Genomic DNA, 15,778 nt, shown 5'->3' on the forward strand with positions numbered 1-15,778 from the left:
GCGTATGACTATCTCCTCGGGAAACCGACGCCTCAAGACGGACCAAACCAGCTATCAGGACGCCGACGAAGCCGACGAGCAATCCGGACGCTGGCTGATTTCGTACGCGGACCTCATCACCTCGCTGATGGTGTTGTTCCTTGCGCTATACGCGTTGGAGCTGGCTAAGAACCGCGAGTTGGAAATCAAGGCGCTGGAACATCGCGTGGAGAAGACGGCGACGGTTGCAGGCACCGGCAGCACGCCCGACACCGCGAAGACGCAATTGCTCTCCTTGCTGGCGCCACTCAAGCGCAACAGCCAGATTACGATTTCGAACGCGACGCAAGGCGTCGAAATCGCGATCAACGCGAAGATCCTGTTCAACTCCGGCGACGCGCGGTTGTTACCCGAATCGTTCGACGTGCTGAGCCAGATTGCCGCGGTACTGCGCGACCGTTCGAAGAACAATATTCTCGTCGAAGGACACACCGACAGCGTGCCGATCGCCACGGCGAAATTCGAATCGAACTGGGAGCTGTCGTCGGCGAGGGCGGGGGCGGTGGTTCGATTTTTCGCCGATAAAGGAATCGAAGCCCACAGAATGGCGGCGATCGGTCGAGCCGATAATTTCCCGTTGATTATCGGCGACGACGCCGCGGCTCGCGCCGCGAACCGGCGAGTGACGATTCTCGTCGAGTATTGAAGACGTATCGAGTGCGGCGTAGAACGCCGCACCGCACCGCACCCAGCCTCTCATTCCACGCTAAAGTATCGGCAACCATGCCGCCGCGCGTCGTTCCGGGAGCCCTTTACCGTCATGCCAGTCAATACCTCGCCGGACCCGGTCGTGTCCGCCTGCAGCTCGCTAGGCGGCTTCCTGCGCGATCGTCGCTCGCGCCTGCAGCCCGCGCCGGAAGCGCAAATTCGCCGCCGCACGCCGGGCCTTCGGCGGGAAGAAGTGGCCATCCGCGCCAACGTCAGCGTCGCGTGGTACACGTGGCTGGAACAGGGGCGCGGCGGTCCGCCGTCGAATGAAGTTCTGGAGCGGCTCGCCCGCGCGCTCGAACTCGACGCCGCCGGCCGCGAGATGTTGTTTCTGCTCGCGCAGCAACGCCCGCCGCCGCTCAGCCCCGTAGAGACTTCATCGGTGACGCCCGCTTTGCAACGCGTGCTGGACGGCATGCCCACCAGCGCCGCGATCGTGAAAACGCCGACGTGGGACGTGGTGGCGTGGAACGCGGCCGCCGTCGCGGTGCTGGGCGACTACGCCGCGCTGCCGGTTCGCGAGCGCAACGTGTTGCGGCGTCTGTTCGGCGACCCGACCCTGCGCGCCTGCCAGCCGCATTGGGAAGAGAGCGCACGTGTTGCGGTCGCCGTGTTTCGTTTCGATATCGCGCGGGTAGGCGGTTCTGGCGAGGCGTCGGCGTTGGCCGCCGAACTCCAGGACAGCAGCGAAGACTTCCGGCGACTCTGGGCCGAGAACGACGTGCTCAACCACTGGGGCGGCACGAAGCACATGCGGCATTCGGTGGCCGGCTTGCTCACGCTCGAATACTCCGCGTTTCCCGTGGCCGGCGCGGATGGCTTGAGCATGGTCGTCTTCACGCCGGTGGCGCCGGCCGATGTCGAGGCGGTCAAAGCGCTCGTAGCGCGTCAGGCCCAGCTCGCGTGAACGCACAACCTTTTCATTCGAACCCGATGCGCCTGCCTCGTCCACTTCCGCCCTTGCTGTCGCTGCGCGCTTTCGAAGCGGCCGCCAGGCTGCTGAGTTTCAGCCACGCCGCGCAGGAACTGTTCGTCACGCAGAGCGCTATCAGTCATCAGATCCAGAAGCTCGAAGCCGATCTCGGCGTGGCACTGTTCGATCGGCTCACGCGCGCCGTCGAATTGACGTCGGCGGGTGTCGCGTATTACGCGCGCGTGCATGAAGCATTCGAGTTGTTGCGGCTCGGCACTCAGGAGGTTCGCGCGCCGTCCGTCGAACGGACAAGCCTGAGCGTCGGCATTCTGGCTTCGTTCGCGACACGCTGGCTGGCGCCGCGTTTGCAGGCTTTTTCGGCGGCGCATCCGCGGATCGATCTGCACCTACGGCCCGAGATCGCACTTGCCGACGTGCCGGGCGGTGAAGTGGACGTGGCGATCCGTTATGGCCTCGGCGGTTGGCGCGGGGTGCGCGCGCAACGGTTGATGACGGAACGTTTGTCGCTGGTGTGCGCGCCGTCGCTGGTGGCGGGCAGAAAGCGTCCGCGCGAACCGAAGGACCTGTTGCGCTTTCCGCTGCTCACGTCGTATTCGCGGCAGTCGTTCGAATGGGACGCCTGGAGCCGTCGTTTCGGCCTCGATCTGACGCAATCGCAGCAGGTGCATCTGCACGACTACAACATCGTCGTGGAAGCGGCGCTCGCTGGACAAGGCATTGCGATGGGCCGTCACCGCCTGATCGCGCGGCAACTGGCGAGCGGCGCGCTGGTCGAGGCATTGCCCGATGCACGACTGGACGACACCCGCATCGGCTGGTGGTTCGTCACGCCCAAGGGCAACCTGGGCGCGGCGGCCGCCGCGTTCCGGGACTGGCTCGCCGAGGCGGCGAAACAGGACGGGTTAGAGCCGACGCATTAGTCTCGCTCATCCGTTGCAGGGAAAAATTGATTGGTCACGGTGTGTGCCGGGCTAATACGATCGGACTTTCCCTCTTGCCTGGACAATTCGACATGACTGCTTCGATCTCCGCACGTGTTGCAAGCCTCGGTCTCACGATCGAGCCCGCTGCGGCTGCCGCCGCCAATTACGTACCGTACGTGCAGGAAGGACATCTTTTGCATGTGTCCGGCCAGATCTCGCGCAAGGCGGGGCAACCGGCCTATCTCGGACATCTCGGCGATACCGTGTCGGACGACGACGGTATCGAAGCGGCACGTTCGGCCGCGCTGAGCGTGCTAGCGCAGATCGCCGCCGCTACCGGCGACCGTCTGGACCGCGTGGCCCGCGTCGTGCGACTGCGCGTATTCGTTGCCAGCACACCTGATTTCGCGCGCCACAGCGTGATTGCCAACGGCGCGTCGGACCTGATGGTTCAAGTCTTCGGCGACGCCGGGCGGCACGCGCGCAGCGCCGTCGGCGTCGCCTCGCTGCCCGCCGGCGTGGCCGTCGAAGTCGAAGCCGTGATTGCACTGACGTCATTGGAATAACTATGTCCGCTCTGCTTTCTACTGCCGCCGTGGAGGCACTTCGCGCCCGCACGCCAGGCACGCAGCACACCACGCATTTCAATCACGCGGGCGCTTCGCTGCCGTCTTCGGCGACGTTGGAGGCGATACACGCGCACCTTTGGCGCGAAGCCACGACAGGGCCGATGGAAGCCGGCATCGTGGGACGCGAGCAGACCGAACGCGCGCGCGGACTGGCCGCTCGGCTGTTCAATGCGCAGCCCGCCGAGATCGCGTTGACCACGGGAAATTCGCCTGGCTGGGGCGCCGCATTTGCCGCGTTGGGTCCGTGGCGAGCGGGCGAGCGTATTCTCATCGGCCGTCACGAATGGGGCGGCAATCTGAGCACGATGCGTGCGCTGGCGCAGCGCACCGGCGTCTCGATCGACCTGATTCCCTGCGATGCGAACGGCGCGGTGGATCCGCAAGCGCTGGAGGCGATGCTCGACGAACGTGTGCGCCTGATCGCGCTCACGTGGTTGCCGGCCAACGGCGGTTTGATCAATCCGGCCGCGGCGATCGGGCAGGTGGCGCGCCGTCACGGCATTGCGTATTTCATCGACGCCGCGCAGGCCGCCGGGCAGTTGCCGATCAACGTCGCCGAGCTGGGTTGCGACGTGCTGAGCACCGCGGGTCGCAAGGGCCTGCGTGGGCCGCGGGGCACCGGTCTGCTGTATGTACGGCAGGCGTTTCTACCGCGCTTGACGCCGTCCTATACCGACACACATTCCGCGCCGCTGAACGCCAACGGAGACCCGGTCTTGCGCGACGACGCGGGGCGCTTCGAATCGTCGGAGGCGGCCCTCGCGCTGCATGGTGGACTGGCGAATGCACTGGAAGAAGCGCTGGAAATCGGCATCGACGCGATCCGCGCGCGGATCGACAGCATGGCGCAGCGGTTGCGCGTGCAACTAGCCGAACTGCCCGGTGTGACGGTGCTCGATCTCGGGGGCGAACGTTCCGGGTTGATCGCGTTCAACCTTGCGGGTCTCGACGCCGTCTCGGTGCAGCGCAGTCTGGCCGCGCAAGGCATCGTGATCGGCAGCAACGGCGTCAGCTATACACCGTTCGACATGACGGCGCGCGGGTTGCAACAGATCGCGCGCGCGTCGATCAGCTATCTGACCACGGAAGCGGAAATCGAGCGATTGCTGAGCCAGATCCACGCGCTGACGGCGTAGTCGGACTGATTGGAAACAGCAAAAAAAAACGGGGCGGCCCTCGCAAGAGCGCCGCCCCGTTGCCTGCGGATGACGGTGTTATTCCGCGCCGCGAACAATGCGCAGATCGCGCTCCACGCCGTCGCCGAGTGCTTCGAGCGCCTTCTTGTAGGCTTCGCTTTCGTACGCGGCGACAGCCTGTTCAAAGCTCGGATATTCGATCACGACCGTGCGTTCCTTCAGGCCCTGCTCGCGGGCATCTTCCGCCACGCCACGCACGATGAACTTGCCACCCGCGGCGGCCACGGCCGGCGCGGCGAGTTGTGCATACGCGGCCAGTTTCGACGCGTCTTTGGTGGCGCGATATGAGGTTACCCAATAGCCCTTGCTCATTTGAATCTCCTGGTTCGGTGAGAATGCGGCCGCTGCATTGCACAGCAGACAACCGGCATTATGTCGCTTTCACGCGTGGCCGGCGACGCGGCATGACGATGACGAACCTCAGTGCCGCGTGTGATGCTGCGCTCATGCCGCTCAGGCCGCTCATGCCGCTCATGCCGCTTACGCATGCGCCACCGGCAGATTACCCGCGATCGTTTCCGCGATGATGTCTTTCAGACGCGCCACCGCCGGTTCCAACGTTCGCGCGCCGTCATGCAGCGACACCTGCAAGACGGGCGCACGCACCGTGGGCAGCGCTAGCGCATCGCCTACCACCTGAAGCTTCGCGGGCAAGCCTGCCGCCGTGCGCAGCGTCACGCCGAGGCCCGCTTCCACGGCGGCCCACAAACCGGGCAAGCTCGGGCTCGTAAACGCGATTCGCCACGGCAGCCCGGCTTTATCCAACGCCTCCAACGCGCGCTGCCGGAAGAAACACGGCGCCTCGAACAGCACGAGCGGAATAGGCTCGTCTCTGGCCCACAACCTTTCCTCCGACGCCGGGCCGATCCACACCAGATCCACGGCGCCCACCGGTTCGGCGTCGGCGCGCGTCTCCTGACCCAGCGACAGCACGAGATCGAGCTCGCCCTTGTCGAGCCGTTCGAGCAGCCGCCGATTGCCTTCCACTACCGCTTCGATCCGCACCGCCGGATGCGCGCGTTTGAAGCGGCCGAGCACGGTCGGCAACCACGTTTCGGCGAAATCGGCGGGCAAGCCGATGCGCACCAGGCCGTCGATCGCGAAGCCGCGCACCGCGCTCACCGCTTCGTCGTTGAGTTCCAGAATGCGCCGCGCGTAGGCCAGCATCACGTCGCCGGCGGGCGTGAGCGCGAGACCGCGGCCCTGCTTCTGAAACAGCGCCTCGCCGACGCTTTCCTCGATCTTGCGCAACTGCTGGCTCACCGCCGACTGCGAGCGCCCGAGGCGATCGGCCGCGCGATTGAAGCTGCCGAGTTGCTGCGCGGTGACCAGCGTGCGCAGCACGTCCATGTCGAGATTGATCCGGTTCATCGTTCGGTTTTGTGAATGTATCGGATAAGAAATATTCAATTTTCTAATTATTCTAGGACGTTTAAGGTTCCCGAATCGAAAAAACTTCGGGCTCGCCCATGACTGCCCCCATGACTCCCCACACCATTCGGCTGTATGGCGCGACCACCGCCAGTTCGAAGATCGGCACGGGCTTTTTCTTCCTCATCAACACCTGGCTGATTATCGACATCACTGGACATGCGTCGAGCGCGGCGCTCAGTTTGATCATGACGGTGCTGCCGGGTTTGCTGTTGTCGCCGCTGATCGGTCTCATGATCGACCGGGGCGACCCCGCGAGACTCGCGTATCGCGCCGATCTGTTTCGCTGGGCCATGCTGCTCGCCTACGCCGCGCTCTATGCCGGCAGGCACGCGACGGCGGCGTCGGCGTATGCGATCAGCTTTCTGGTCGCGCTGGGCAACGAGGTCCAGGTGCTGTCATGGCGAGCGGCGCTCGCGCGCAACGCGAGCGCCGACGACATGCTGCGGCTCAACGCATTGACCGTGGTCACCGGGCAAACCGGGCAGGTGCTGGGCGCGGCGGCGTCGGGCATCGTGCTCGCGTCGATTGGTGCGGCCGCAACGGTCTGCGTCGCCAGCGCGACGTATTTACTGGCGGGGATTTTCGGCTGGCTGACGGCTCGCCGGTTGACGGCGGCGGAACACGTGGCGCACCTATCTGAAAGTAACGGCAAACCGAAGCGCTATTGGCGAGATCTACGCGCAGGTCTCGCGCATATCGTCGAGCGTCCCGAAATCGGCTTTTTCTACGGCCTTTTCGTCGCGAACATGAGCGTGGTGTTTGGCATGAATGCAATGCTCGCACCGTTCGTGCGGGAGGAACTGCATCTGGGCGCCGCGGCATTCGGAAAGATCGATGCGGGGTACGCGGTCGGCGCGATTGTCGGCGGGTTCTTCGTGGTGCGGCTGGCGAATCGATTCGGGCGACGTACCGTCCTGCTGTTCAGTCTCGGCATGGCGGCCGCCTGCCTGCTGGCGTTCTCGGCATGTGGGGGACAGGTGGCCGCTTTCGCGATTTACGCCGGACTAGGCGCGAGCTTTCAGAGCAGCGTGATCGCCCTCAGCACGGCACAACGCGCGACGGATTCCGCCTATCAAGGACGTGTCAGCGCGACCTTCAACGCGCTCAATGGCCTGGCGGGCCTGGTGGTGTACGTCGTCGTCGCGGCGAGCGCCGGACATCATCTGTATCGCCAGCTTTATCTGGCTCAGGCGAGCGCGTTGGCGTTGCTGATTCCGGTCGTTCTGCTCGCCAGCCGGCAGCGCGGTATCGGCCCGCTTCTGACACCCGCGCCTTCGGTTTCCGTAGCCGCGTCGTCGTTGCCGGCGTCGTCCCATTGACGCGGACGTCATGCATTTTTCCGCTTCGCTCCCTCGACTCACAACACCTGTATATGAACCCAAACACGATGCTCAAGCTCATTTTCCCCGCGCTGTTGTCCTTATCCGCCGCACTGGTTTCGCAGGCTTCGTACGCCGGCGACGACAACCCGCCGGATTCGCCGCTGGCCGGCACCTGGTCGCTCGTGGCAGCGGACGTCATCAAAGCCGACGGCGTACGCGCGCGCGATTTCGGCGCCGCGCCGCAAGGCATGCTGCAGATCGACCGCGAAGGCCGTTACACGCTGCAGATTTTCAGCGCCGAACGGCCGCGGTTCGCGTCGGGTGATAAACAGACCGGCACACCGGCTGAATACGCCGCCTCGGTAATGGGGGCCAGCACGCACTTCGGCACGATCAAAGTCGATGCGGTCGCGCATACGCTGACGTTTCAGATCGACAAGGCGTCGTTTCCAAACTGGGAAGGGCAGACCCAAACCCGGCACTATGAACTGGTGGGCGACGAACTCAGCTATCGCGTCGTGCCACGGCCGAATGGCGACGTGCCGATCTCTGTCTGGCATCGGCTGCGTTGATCGACATGCGCTGCGTGCCGACGTGAACGCAGCATGAATCGTTCGAGCGCCGCTGACGAGGTACCAACTACCTCATCACCGGCGCCCGCTCAAGCGTTCAGCTCGTCACGAGAGCACGAGCCGGCCCGAGTGCTTACTTCTTGAACCCATGGCTGCTGATATACGAAGCTAGCTTCGCGATATCCACGCTGCCCCATCCCGTGGGATAGTCCCAGCCCGTGGCAGCCTTATAGCCATAACCGCCGTAGCCGTTATTGCCCGACTTCACGTCATGCACGATCGACGGCGTCGCTTTGATCGCGCTGTACAAACTGGCGGCCGGGAAACCGAGGCTGTTCGAATTGGCGCTCTGCACACGCGCCCACAGTCCGACGAAAATCGGCGAAGCGAGACTGGTACCGCCGATCTGCTGAAGCTGGCCGTAGTTGTAGATCATCGCACCCGTGCTTTGCGCCGCGTCGAACGAAATGTCCGGCAACAGACGTTGACCCGGTGTGCCGGTCACCACCGACTGCCACGACGGCTTGCTCTCAAAGGAGCTGAAGCCGCCGCCGGTGGCCCACAGTTTGCCGTTGCCGTCGAGCCCTTCGTTCCACACGGTTTCGTTCGACCATGCGCCGCCCGAGGTCGTGTAAAGCGTCGTGCCGCCGACCGCGATCACGTTCGGCGAGGACGCCGGCCACGACACCGAATACGTGCTGCCGTCCGGATAGCCGCGGTTGTTGCACTCGTACACGCCTTCGTCGCCGGACGAGACCGAGAACGTCTGGCCTTGCGCGGCGCCGGCCGCGAAAATGCGGTCTTCGGCTTGCAGCGTGCCGTCTGCGTTCGCGTCCGCTTCGCACCAGCCGAGCGACACGTTGATCACCTTGGCGGTGTCGTCCGAGACGGCCTGATTGAACGCTTGCGTGAGGCCGGTGTTGCCCGACGCGCTGTCGTCGGCCATGTAGAACAGCAACTGTTGCACCGCGCCGCCCGCCGAACCGACGATCGACTGGCTGTCGAGATCCCACTCGCCCTGGCCGTCCTGATCGTCGCTGTAGTCGCCATTCGGCGAGCCCGTCTGGATCGCCTGGGTGTTGACCGAGGCGAGGTTGTTCGCGCTGGTGAACTGCTGCAGGTCTTGCAGCGTTTGCGACACACCGCCTTGCGTGATGATGCCGACCGTGGTGTTCGCGGCGGTGGGCAGGCTGGTGGCGTCATAGATCGCCGGGAACTCGGTCGGGTAGTGCGCCTTCGCGGTGCCCGAGGCCAGCGTCTTCGCCGCCGAACGGTTGCCGATCTTCAGCAGCGGATGCGCACGCGCGACGTTCTGCAGGCCCAGCACCGAGCCGACGATCTCGCCGAGGTTCTGCGGCACTTGCGCCGCCGCGATATTCGCGTAGCCGCTCTTGCCGTTCAACTGATAGCGCACCAGCGGCGTATTGAAGGCCGCTTTGACCGCGCCCGCGCTGCCGTCGGCGGAGATCAGCAGACGGTTCGCCGCGACCCGGATATTGACGAAGCCGTTCTTGCGCAGATGCGCGACGACCTGCTGCACCTGCGCGTCGGTCGGCGCGTATTGATCGATGAACTGCTGACGCTTGAGGAACTTGCCGAACTGCGCGTTGCCCGGTTGATTGACGGATTGCGCGAACGCCTTCAGCTTCGCCTCGTCGCGAAGCTTCAGGCTGACCACGATATGCGTGCTCTCGCCGGCGGCGAGTTCGAGCAGGGGCGTGGCGCTGAGTGAGCGCGTCTGCACCTGGGCGGGCGTGACGAACGCCTTCGTGTCGGTCGGCGCCCACAAGGTGGACGACGGTGCCGACGCCGCGAACACGGCGCACGAAGCCATGGCGAGAGGCAAGGCAATGGCCGCGTGACGCTTCAGGCCGAAAGCCGTTCGATTTGCGATTGACGATTTCATGTGACCTCCTGAGACAACGGCGCGAGGAGACGCCCGAATCTACCTTGTGGGTAATTCAGGTCGAATTTGAATGAAAGTGAAATGCCGTCTCGCGGCGCAGTTATGGGTGGTAATTAAGGGGTGCTCGTTTAACTATCGTGAGCGACGCAAAATTACCGTTCATTACATGCAGTCGGTACCTATCAGGATGGATAGTTGATGTAGCGCAAGCTTATTTATCTTAAATTTGCAATTTTGATTAAAGCAGCTGTTTTATTTCGAATTTTCAATGCAAATCGGATAAGGAGCGCCGCCGCTGGCCTGTTGGTGCGGGATCTGGAGGGGGAAATCTAATTAACTATTTTGACCTGAACATTCGATTTTAATTACAAATACATTTCGTTTTTATAATGCGAATATCGCTTATTGTGAAAAGTAAATAGCTTATTATGCGATTCACGATCCAATTGTTACCGCAATCAGATGCGGGCAATGTGATTATTTCCGGTTTTTGCGTGTGGCCTTGCGTTCGTCACGCTGCAGCGCGCTATCCGCGCATTCAAGAAAGCCTTTGATCAGACGCCCGCGCGGCGACGCCCGGTGCCATACCACGCCGAAGCGGCGCGGTTCGATTTTCACCGGCAGCGCGAGCTTCGCGACGTCGAGACCCGCGGTCAGCGGCGAGACGATATCCGGCATCAGCGAGACGCCGAGACCGCGGTCCACCATCATCGCGATCGCCATCAGCGAGTTCAGTTCGAACAGTTCGTTCGGCACGATGCGTGCGGCGCGCAGATAGTCGTCCGCCTGTTTGCCGCCGCCGAGCGAGCGGTCGTAGCGAATGAACGGTTCGCCGCGCAGCAGGTCGTGCGGATCGCGCCCGGCGAGCCGCGCGGGCGCCAGCACGACGATCGGCTCCTCGCGCAGCAGATGCCAGTCATACGCCTTGGGGAGCGCGAACGCGGGGTGCAGACAGACCGCCATGTCCACGTCGCCGCGCTGCAGCGTTTCATACAACTCCATTGATGTCCCCGCGCGAATCAGCACCTTCGCCTGCGGAAACGCCGACGCGAAGCTCGCCAGCACGTTCGGCATCAGACTCAGCAGCGCGGTGGTAATGGTGCCGATGCGCAATTCACCGGCCGCTTCGCCTTCGAGCGCGAACGCCTTCAGTTCGGAAAACTCGCGAACCAATCCGCGCGCGCGTTCGATCACGCGGTGGCCCGCTTCGGTCGGAATCACCGTGCGGCCCGCGCGCACCAGCAGCGGCACACCCAGTTCCCGTTCGAGCGCCTGCACCTGCTGCGCGACGGCCGCCGGCGTCACGCCGACGCGCCGCGCGGCTTCAGCCATCGAGCCGCTGTCGACCACTTGCAGGAGATTGGCGAGAAAGGCGATGTCCATAAAAGATAGATTGGCTATGTTTTGAAGATAGATGTGAATAGTTTATCTAAATCCCGTGTCGGCATAGACTGAATTCCAGCAATCAGAATGAGGATCGGAGACATGAGAAGCAAACTGTTCGTCCCGGCGTCGCGGCCCGAGCTGTTCGCCAAGGCGCTCACGAGCGCGGCGGACGCTTTGTCGTTCGACCTCGAGGACTCCGTTGCCGCCGAACGCAAACCGCAGGCGCGGCTCGCGTTGCGCGAGTTGCTGCTGTCCGACGCGGTGGCCGGCACTACCAAGGTGCTGATCGTTCGCATCAATGCGCTCGACAGCGCGTACTTCCAGGCCGATCTCGAGGCGGTCGTGCAAGCCGGCCTCGATTTCGTCAATCTGCCGAAACCGGAGAGCGTGGCCGACGTGCAGGCTGCGGCCGCCGCGCTCGAACGCGCCGAACGAGCCAACGGGGTGACCACGCCGCTCCGTTTGCTGCTCAACATCGAATCGCCGCGAGCTCTGCGTCATGCCGCCGAGCTGGCCGCGGCGCATCCGCGCGTGGCCGGTCTGCAACTCGGCCTCGGCGATCTGTTCGAGCCGCTGGGCGTTGCGCGCCGCGATGCGTCGGCGATCCGTCAGGCGATGTTCGCGCTGCGCATGGCGGCGGGCGAAGCCGGCGTGTTCGCGTACGACTCCGCATTCGCCAACATCAAGGACGAAGCAGGCTTCCGCGAGGAGGCCGGGATGGCTCGCGCGATGGGCTTCCTCGGCAAGAGCTGCATTCATCCGAGCCAGGTGGAGCTCGCCAACGACGTGTTCCGTCCCGCCGACGACGACATCGCGCACGCGGTGCGCGTGGTCGAAGCGGCGCGCGACGCCGATGCGCGAAGCGTGGGCGCCTACGTGGTAGACGGCCGGATGATCGATCCGCCGTTCGTCGAACGGGCTCGCGTGCTGGTGAAAGACGCGCGGCGTATGGGCCTGCTCACGGTCGCACAGCTTGCCGCCCTCGACGGCGCGGCGCCTCGCCGCTGAGCGCTCACGACGCGCTTACGACGCGCACACGCCACGCCCGTCAGGCAGCCGCACTACTGAACTTCATCCGGCCCCGCGTCGGATCACACGGAGACTCTCATGGAACGATCGCCGCAAGCCGCGCGTCCTGTCGCACACGGCCCGCTCGCGGGTGTTCGCGTGCTCGATCTGAGCGCGTACATCGCCGGTCCTTATGGTTGCACGCTGCTGTCCGATCAGGGCGCGGACGTGATCAAGATCGAGCCGCCGTCCGGCGACAATCTGCGTAAATATCCGTCCACACTCGAAGCCGAAAGCCGCGCGTTTCTCGGCGTTAATCGCGGCAAGCGCGGCCTCGTGCTCGACCTGAAACAGCCCGAGGCGCTCGCCGTGCTGATGCGTCTGGTCGAACGGGCCGACGTGCTGGTGCACAACTTCCGCCCGAGCGTGCCGGCGCGTCTGGGTATCGCGTATGAACAGTTACGCGAGGTCAATCCGCGCCTGATCTATTGCGCGGTGACGGGCTACGGCGACACCGGTCCGAACAAGGACAAGGCCGGCTACGACCAGGTGCTGCAGACCATGACCGGCATGTGCACGCTGCAGGGCAAGCGCGATGGTCCGCCGGAAATTCTGTACGGCTCGGTGGTCGACTACTACGCGGCGGCGCTGGTCGCGGCGGGCGTCTCGTCGGCGCTGTTCGAGCGCGAGCGCAGCGGCGCCGGCCAGTACGTCGGCGTGTCGCTGCTGCGTAGCGCGCTGACCATGCAATCGGCGCGGATGATCTGGGCGGAAGGCGAACCGAAGGACGTCGGCCGCGATATGCGCTCGGGCGGCATTACCGGCATTCATCCGACGCGCAAGGGCTATCTGTACATCTCGGCGAACACGCCGCATTTCTGGCAGGCGCTGTGCGAGAAGACCGGCCTCGACGCGCTCGCGCAAGACGAGCGCTACGACAGTGTGCGCAAACGTGCACAGCATTGCGACGAGATCATTCCGCGTTTGCATGCCGCGTTGCAGGCGCGCAGCGCGCTCGACTGGGAAGCGCATTTCGGCGATGCGGTGCCTTGCGCGGCGGCGCGTAGCGTCGAGGATATGTTCGACGATCCGCAGGTGCTCGCCGAAGAGATGGTAAGCAGTTTCGATTATCCGGGCGTGGGCCGTTATCGCGGTTTTCGCGAGCCGATCCGGTTCGGCGCGGCGGCCGCACCCGAGCCGATCGCCGCGCCGGCGTTTGGTCAGCATTCGGACGCGGTGCTCAAGGATGCGGGTTTGAGCGACGAGGACATCGCCGCGCTGCGCGCGCGGCGCGCCGTGTTGTAACGCTGCGTGGGCCTTCGGGCACGGCATGCACGGCACGCACGGCAGATAACGAATCACGGAGACGACGATGGACACTCAAGACGACGCTTCCCGCGCGAACCACGCGCAGCGTCCGCGATCCGCACAAGTTCCGGCGGGTGCGTGCAACGCGCACCTGCATATCTTCGAGCGCCGTTTTCTTGCCGACGGCAACGGTGTTAACGGAGGCTTCGTCGAACACGCTACCGTCGCCGACTATCTGGCCGTGCAAACGCGCCTCGGTACGCAGCGCACGGTCGTCGTGACGCCACGCCCTTACGGCACCGACAACCGCGTCACGCTCGACGCCATCCGCCAGTTTGGTCCCGAGCACGCGCGCGGCGTGGCCGTGCTGCGCCCCGACGTCACCGATACCGAACTCGCCGCGCTGCACGAAGGCGGTATTCGCGGCATTCGTTTCACGCTGTACACACCCGCGAACGCGGTGGTGAGCTTCGAGATGGTCGAGCCGCTCGCGCGCCGCGTCGCCGAATTGGGCTGGCACGTGCAGTTGCACTGGACAGCCGCGCAGATCGTCGACCATCGAACAATGCTGTCGCGCTTGCCCGCTTCGATCGTGTTCGATCACATGGCGCGTTTGCCGCTACCGGCGGGCGCCGCCGATCCGGCGTTCGCGATCGTGCGTGGTCTCGCGGAAACGGGCCGTGCCTGGGTGAAATTGTCGGGACCGTATCTCGACTCGTCGGTCGGTCTGGCAGGCGGCTACGCGGATATCGCACCGACCGCGCGCGCGTGGATCGCGGCCATGCCGGAGCGCGTGGTGTGGGGCAGCGACTGGCCGCACACCACCGAAGCGCACAAGCCCGACGACGCCGATCTGTTCGATCTGCTCGCCGACTGGACCGGCGACGATGCCACGCGACGTCGCATTCTGGTCGACAACGCGGCGGCGCTGTACGGCTTTCCACCGTGATCCGGCGGTTGCATCAGCACACGAAACCTTCGCCACGCATCCGTACATCAAGCACATAAAACGCGTGGACCAGACCGAACCCCAGGAGACACGTCATCATGAAACCCGTTACCGCGGCCACGCCCGCGCGCCGGACCGGCTTTACCGAAGCGACCATCCGCCTGTTCGAGCGGACCATTCCCGATCCGTTCGTACTCGCGATCCTCATTACTGCCGTGGTGGCGCTGCTGTCGGCGGTGTTCGCGCCGCACGCGTCGCTGGGGCGGCTGGTGGGGGGCTGGTACAAAGGCTTTTTCGACATTCTCACGTTCGCCTTCCAGATCACGCTGGTGCTCGTCACCGGCCATGCGTTCGCGCATGCGCCGCCGGTGCAGCGCGTGTTCAAGGCGCTGGTGTCGCTGGCGCGCACGCCCGCCCAGGCTGCGGCGCTCACGTTCGTACTGGTGGCGCTCGCGTCGTTCTGCAATTGGGGGCTCGGCCTCGTGGTGAGCGCCTTGCTCGCACGCGAAGTCGCCAAGCGCATGCGCGTCGACTTCGCATGGATCGTTGCCGCCGGTTTCTCCGGATGGGTGGTGTGGGCGAGCGGCATCTCGAGCTCGATCGCGCTCGCACAGTCGACCCCCGGCAGTTCGATGAACGTCGTGCAGAAGCTGACCGGCCAGGTGCTGCCGCTCGGCACGACGGTGTTCACCAGTTTTAACCTGGTGCCGACGCTCGTGATGCTGTTCGCGATGCCGTTCGTGTTCGCGTGGCTCAAGCCGAACGACGCCGACGCGGTCGTGCTCGACACGGACAAGTACCCCGATGCGCCGCCGCGTGAAAAGCCGCAGGGCAAGCTCAGCTTCGCGCGCTGGATCGAATATTCGTGGCTGGGCAGCGCATTTATCGGCGCGGCCGGCGTGGCCCTCTTCGTGCTGGCGCAGACGCAACACGTCGCGTTTTCCGGCGTGAATGCGGTGATCTTCGTGATGTTCATCGCCGGCGTGATTCTGCATGGCTATCCGCTCGCCTATGCGGACGCCGTCAAGAACGCGGCGAAGCAGACCGGTTCGATGATGCTGCAGTACCCGTTATACGGCGGGATCATGGGCATGATGGACGCGACCGGTTTGCCGGATGTGATCTCGCACTTCTTCATTGCGATTTCGAATGCGCACACGCTGCCGTTCTGGAGCTACGTGTGCTCGCTGATCGTGACGTTCTTCATTCCGAGCGGAGGCGGCCACTGGGCCGTACAGGGACCATTCGTGGTACCGGCCGCGGTGGCGCTGCACGCGTCGGTGCCGGCCACGACGATGGCCGTGGCGATGGGCGAGCAGGTCTCGAACATGATGCAGCCGTTCTGGGCCGCGCCAGTGGTGGCGATGGCGGGGATCGGCGTGCAACGCGTGCTCGGCTTCACGGTGATGACGTTTCTGGTCGGCGCGCTGGTGTACGGCGCCGCGTTGCTGCTGCTGGTTTGAG

At 64.5% G+C, this 15,778-nt stretch carries 15 protein-coding genes; 11 read left to right on the forward strand and 4 right to left on the reverse strand.

What is annotated here, in order from left to right:
- The first annotated feature begins 4 nt into the window (after positions 1–4).
- The 5 genes from B0G83_RS03635 (at position 5) to B0G83_RS03655 (ending at position 4,369) form a co-directional block, all read left to right on the forward strand.
- On the forward strand, positions 5–685 hold the full coding sequence (locus tag B0G83_RS03635; RefSeq protein ID WP_105506030.1) for an OmpA family protein: 681 nt from the start codon (positions 5–7) through the stop codon (positions 683–685).
- 114 nt (positions 686–799) lie between these two features.
- Positions 800–1,654 (forward strand): helix-turn-helix transcriptional regulator, encoded by an 855-nt coding sequence (locus B0G83_RS03640; RefSeq protein ID WP_105506031.1) that lies wholly within the window; start codon positions 800–802, stop codon positions 1,652–1,654.
- A 26-nt stretch (positions 1,655–1,680) separates the two neighbouring features.
- Positions 1,681–2,601, forward strand: coding sequence for a transcriptional regulator GcvA (gcvA, locus tag B0G83_RS03645; RefSeq protein WP_105506032.1), 921 nt, complete (start codon positions 1,681–1,683; stop codon positions 2,599–2,601).
- 92 nt (positions 2,602–2,693) lie between these two features.
- Positions 2,694–3,170: a RidA family protein gene (locus tag B0G83_RS03650; RefSeq protein WP_105506033.1), complete on the forward strand. Its 477-nt coding sequence runs from the start codon at positions 2,694–2,696 to the stop codon at positions 3,168–3,170.
- A 2-nt stretch (positions 3,171–3,172) separates the two neighbouring features.
- Positions 3,173–4,369: an aminotransferase class V-fold PLP-dependent enzyme gene (locus B0G83_RS03655; protein ID WP_105506034.1), complete on the forward strand. Its 1,197-nt coding sequence runs from the start codon at positions 3,173–3,175 to the stop codon at positions 4,367–4,369.
- 78 nt (positions 4,370–4,447) lie between these two features.
- Here the strand turns inward: B0G83_RS03655 and B0G83_RS03660 are convergent, their stop codons facing one another.
- Together B0G83_RS03660 and B0G83_RS03665 are read right to left on the reverse strand one after the other, a co-directional pair.
- Positions 4,448–4,741 (reverse strand): DUF1330 domain-containing protein, encoded by a 294-nt coding sequence (locus tag B0G83_RS03660; RefSeq protein WP_105506035.1) that lies wholly within the window; start codon positions 4,739–4,741, stop codon positions 4,448–4,450.
- Positions 4,742–4,909: 168 nt separating this feature from the next.
- Entirely contained in the window at positions 4,910–5,800 is an 891-nt protein-coding gene (locus B0G83_RS03665; protein ID WP_105506036.1) for a LysR substrate-binding domain-containing protein, read from the reverse strand.
- A 110-nt stretch (positions 5,801–5,910) separates the two neighbouring features.
- Between B0G83_RS03665 and B0G83_RS03670 the strand changes: the two genes are divergently transcribed.
- Positions 5,911–7,182 carry an MFS transporter gene (locus tag B0G83_RS03670; protein ID WP_181156675.1) on the forward strand — a complete coding sequence of 424 codons (1,272 nt, stop codon included), beginning with the start codon at positions 5,911–5,913 and terminating at the stop codon, positions 7,180–7,182.
- A 68-nt stretch (positions 7,183–7,250) separates the two neighbouring features.
- Entirely contained in the window at positions 7,251–7,757 is a 507-nt protein-coding gene (locus tag B0G83_RS03675) for a lipocalin-like domain-containing protein (RefSeq protein ID WP_374954883.1), read from the forward strand.
- A 133-nt stretch (positions 7,758–7,890) separates the two neighbouring features.
- On the opposite strand, the gene B0G83_RS03680 is transcribed toward B0G83_RS03675, so the two are convergent.
- Together B0G83_RS03680 and B0G83_RS03685 are read right to left on the reverse strand one after the other, a co-directional pair.
- Positions 7,891–9,627 carry a protease pro-enzyme activation domain-containing protein gene (locus B0G83_RS03680; protein ID WP_374954892.1) on the reverse strand — a complete coding sequence of 579 codons (1,737 nt, stop codon included), beginning with the start codon at positions 9,625–9,627 and terminating at the stop codon, positions 7,891–7,893.
- A 513-nt stretch (positions 9,628–10,140) separates the two neighbouring features.
- Positions 10,141–11,046, reverse strand: a complete 906-nt coding sequence (locus tag B0G83_RS03685; protein WP_105506040.1) for a LysR substrate-binding domain-containing protein — start codon at positions 11,044–11,046, stop codon at positions 10,141–10,143.
- 102 nt (positions 11,047–11,148) lie between these two features.
- On the opposite strand from B0G83_RS03685, the gene B0G83_RS03690 reads away from it, so the two are divergent.
- The 4 genes from B0G83_RS03690 (at position 11,149) to B0G83_RS03705 (ending at position 15,777) form a co-directional block, all read left to right on the forward strand.
- The gene (locus tag B0G83_RS03690) at positions 11,149–12,057 is read left to right on the forward strand and encodes a CoA ester lyase (protein WP_105506041.1); all 909 of its coding nucleotides are present in this window, start codon (positions 11,149–11,151) and stop codon (positions 12,055–12,057) included.
- A 99-nt stretch (positions 12,058–12,156) separates the two neighbouring features.
- Complete coding sequence (locus B0G83_RS03695; RefSeq protein ID WP_105506042.1) at positions 12,157–13,362, forward strand: CaiB/BaiF CoA-transferase family protein; 1,206 nt, start codon at positions 12,157–12,159, stop codon at positions 13,360–13,362.
- Positions 13,363–13,429: 67 nt separating this feature from the next.
- Complete coding sequence (locus B0G83_RS03700; RefSeq protein WP_105506043.1) at positions 13,430–14,314, forward strand: amidohydrolase; 885 nt, start codon at positions 13,430–13,432, stop codon at positions 14,312–14,314.
- Positions 14,315–14,412: 98 nt separating this feature from the next.
- Positions 14,413–15,777: a short-chain fatty acid transporter gene (locus B0G83_RS03705; RefSeq protein WP_105506044.1), complete on the forward strand. Its 1,365-nt coding sequence runs from the start codon at positions 14,413–14,415 to the stop codon at positions 15,775–15,777.
- Position 15,778 lies beyond the last annotated feature (1 nt).

The organism is Paraburkholderia sp. BL21I4N1 (assembly GCF_002973525.1).
GTDB lineage: Bacteria > Pseudomonadota > Gammaproteobacteria > Burkholderiales > Burkholderiaceae > Paraburkholderia.